This window comes from Mesorhizobium sp. M7A.F.Ca.CA.003.01.2.1 (genome assembly GCF_003998945.1).
Lineage (GTDB): Bacteria > Pseudomonadota > Alphaproteobacteria > Rhizobiales > Rhizobiaceae > Mesorhizobium > Mesorhizobium ciceri.
The window spans coordinates 1-3,243 of record NZ_RZRA01000672.1 but is presented as its reverse complement, the minus strand read 5'-3'; the positions used below and the strand labels follow the sequence as shown (position 1 = coordinate 3,243).

Genomic DNA, 3,243 nt, shown 5'->3' with positions numbered 1-3,243 from the left:
CCACGGCCGCGACGACGTTGAGGAAGGTCAAAGGCGAATCGGTCGTCATCGACGGGCCGTTCGCCGAGACCAAGGAACAGTTTCTCGGCTTCTACACGCTCGAATGCGCCGATCTCGACGAGGCGGTGGAGTTCGCCCGCGAACTTTCCGAGGTCAACCCGAGCGGCGGCTCCTATGAAATCCGGCCGGTTTCGGTCTTCAACCCAACAACGGTTTCCGCATGACCGAAATGGCCTGGATCAGCTCCGCGATCAGCGCCGCCCGCCCGCAGGCGATGGGCGCGCTGCTGCGTTATTTCCGCGATCTCGATACGGCGGAGGAAGCTTTCCAGGACGCGTGCCTCAGGGCGTTGAAGAACTGGCCGCAGAACGGGCCGCCGCGCGACCCGGCGGCCTGGCTGATCTTCGTCGGCCGCAACAGCGGCATCGATGCGGTGCGCAAGCGCGCCAAGCAGGCGCCGATGCCGGATGAAGACCAGGTTTCCGATCTGGAAGACGCCGAGAGCGATATCGCCGAGCGGCTGGACGGGGCGCACTACCGCGACGACATATTGCGGCTGCTGTTCATCTGCTGCCATCCCGATCTGCCGGCAACGCAGCAGATCGCGGTGGCGCTGCGCATCGTCTCCGGTCTCACCGTCAAGCAGATCGCGCGCGCCTTCCTGGTTGGCGAAAGCGCCATGGAGCAGCGCATCACTCGCGCCAAGGCGCGCATTGCGGACGCCGGCGTGCCGTTCGAGACGCCTGGCGCGGTCGAGCGCTCGGAACGGCTCGCCGCCGTCGCCGCCATGGTCTACCTGGTCTTCAACGAGGGCTATTCGACCAACAGCGGCGAGGCGCCGGCCCGCGCGCCGCTGTGCGAGGAGGCGATCCGGCTGGCACGGCTGTTGCTGCGGCTGTTCCAGACGGAGCCGGAGATCATGGGGCTGACGGCGCTGTTGCTTCTGCAGCATGCGCGCGCACCGGCCCGTTTCGACGAGAGCGGCGAGATCGTGCTGCTCGAAGACCAGGATCGCAGCCTGTGGAGCCGCAAGATGATCGATGAGGGGCTGGCACTGGTCGACAAGGCGCTGCGCCATCGCAAGCCCGGCCCTTACCAGGTGCAGGCGGCGATTGCCGCGCTGCATGCGCGGGCCGAAAAGGCCGAGGATACGGACTGGAACGAGATCGACCTGCTCTACCGCTTGCTGGAGCAGATGCAGCCGTCGCCGGTGGTCACGCTCAACCGGGCCGTCGCGGTCTCGAAGGTGCGTGGACCGGGGGAGGCGCTGGCCATGATCGAGCCGCTGGAAGAACGGCTTTCCGGCTATTTCCACTTTTTCGGGCTCAAGGGGGGCCTCTTGATGCAGCTCGACCGGGGCGACGAGGCGCGCGTCGCCTTCGACCGCGCCATAGCGCTTGCGAACACGGCGGCAGAGGCTGCCCATATCCGCATGCATATCGACCGGTTGATCAAGGACGGTGCGGTGCGCCCGCCGGCGAAAAAGGCAAACTGAGCGTCACCTCCCCATCTGGCTCAATCGTGTAGTTTGGGCTTGGACCATGCCGGGGTGGCGATTTTCCCCTGAAACGAGTAATGCCACGCCATGACTGCGCCTGAAGTGCCTTTCGGCACACGGGCGACACGGCGAAGGCTTAACCCAGCGCCATATGATGGCGACGGGATCTGAAAGGGACAAGAATGACGATAGGCAAGGAAACGACCGAACTGCTGGCGAAACTGGGCGTGGCCAAGGAAGCGCTCGTCGGCGGCGACCTGATCGTGCGCAGCCCGGTGACGGGCGAGCAGATCGCGGCGCTGAAGACGATCTCGCCGGCTGACGCGGCCAAGGTGATCGATGCCGCGCACAAGGCCTTCCAGGCCTGGCGCATGGTGCCGGGCCCGCGGCGTGGCGAACTGGTGCGGCTGCTCGGCGAGGAACTGCGCGCGCACAAGGCCGAGCTTGGCCGGCTGGTGTCGATCGAGGTCGGCAAGATCCCGTCCGAGGGGCTCGGCGAAGTGCAGGAGATGATCGACATCTGCGATTTCGCCGTAGGCCTCTCCCGGCAATTGTACGGCCTGACCATCGCCACCGAGCGCCCGGGCCATCGGATGATGGAAACCTGGCATCCGCTCGGCGTCGTCGGCGTCATTTCCGCCTTCAATTTCCCGGTCGCGGTGTGGTCCTGGAATGCCGCCCTGGCGCTGGTCTGCGGCGACGCGGTGGTGTGGAAGCCGTCGGAAAAGACGCCGCTGACCGCACTTGCCTGCGAGGCCATCTTCAAGCGTGCGGTCAAGCGCTTCGGCGCGGACGCACCTGATGGCCTGGCGCCGGTGCTGATCGGCGACCGCGCCGTCGGCGAGATCCTGGTCGATCACCCCAAAGTGCCGTTGGTTTCGGCGACCGGCTCGACCCGCATGGGCCGCGACGTCGGCCCGCGGCTGGCCAAGCGCTTTGCCCGCGCAGTGCTCGAACTCGGTGGCAACAATGCCGGCATCGTCTGCCCGAGCGCCGATCTCGACATGGCGCTGCGCGCGATTGCCTTTGGAGCGATGGGCACGGCCGGCCAGCGCTGCACGACGCTGCGGCGCCTGTTCGTGCATGACAGCGTCTACGACGCCCTGGTTCCGCGCCTCAAGAAGGCTTACGAGAGTGTGTCTGTCGGCAATCCGCTGGAGACCTCCTCGCTGGTCGGGCCACTGATCGACAAGGCGGCATACGAGGCCATGCAGAAGGCGCTGAAGGAAGCCGCCGCCCATGGCGGCAAGGTGACCGGCGGCACGCGGGTCGAGAACGGGCACCCGGATGCCTATTACGTGCACCCGGCGCTGGTCGAGATGCCCAAGCAGGTGGCCCCTGTCACGGAAGAGACCTTCGCGCCGATCCTCTATGTGATGAAATATTCGGATTTCGACGCCGTGCTCGACGAGCACAATGCCGTGGGCGCAGGCCTGTCGTCGTCGATCTTCACCCGCGACCTGCAGGAATCCGAGCGTTTCCTGGGTGTCGACGGATCGGATTGCGGCATTGCCAATGTCAACATCGGTACGTCGGGCGCCGAGATCGGCGGTGCCTTTGGCGGCGAAAAGGAAACCGGCGGCGGCCGCGAGAGCGGCTCCGACGCATGGAAGGCCTATATGCGGCGCGCCACCAACACGGTGAACTATTCCAAGGCGCTGCCGCTCGCCCAGGGCGTGTCGTTCGACATCGACTGAGAACTTCGGGATTTTGATCGCCCGCATTGAAAGGCATCCCCGTTACGG

General features: G+C 65.9%; 3 protein-coding genes. All 3 read left to right on the top strand.

Annotated features, from left to right (window positions below; translation table 11 throughout):
- The coding region (locus tag EN969_RS23435) for a YciI family protein (RefSeq protein ID WP_245467476.1) at nucleotides 1-224 on the top strand (224 nt) is incomplete at its 5' end.
- Complete coding sequence (locus EN969_RS23430; protein ID WP_024502666.1) at nucleotides 221-1,495, top strand: RNA polymerase sigma factor; 1,275 nt, start codon at nucleotides 221-223, stop codon at nucleotides 1,493-1,495. The genes EN969_RS23435 and EN969_RS23430, both read left to right, overlap by 4 nt.
- A 185-nt stretch (nucleotides 1,496-1,680) precedes the next feature.
- Nucleotides 1,681-3,195: an aldehyde dehydrogenase family protein gene (locus tag EN969_RS23425; protein WP_027161453.1), complete on the top strand. Its 1,515-nt coding sequence runs from the start codon at nucleotides 1,681-1,683 to the stop codon at nucleotides 3,193-3,195.
- Nucleotides 3,196-3,243 lie beyond the last annotated feature (48 nt).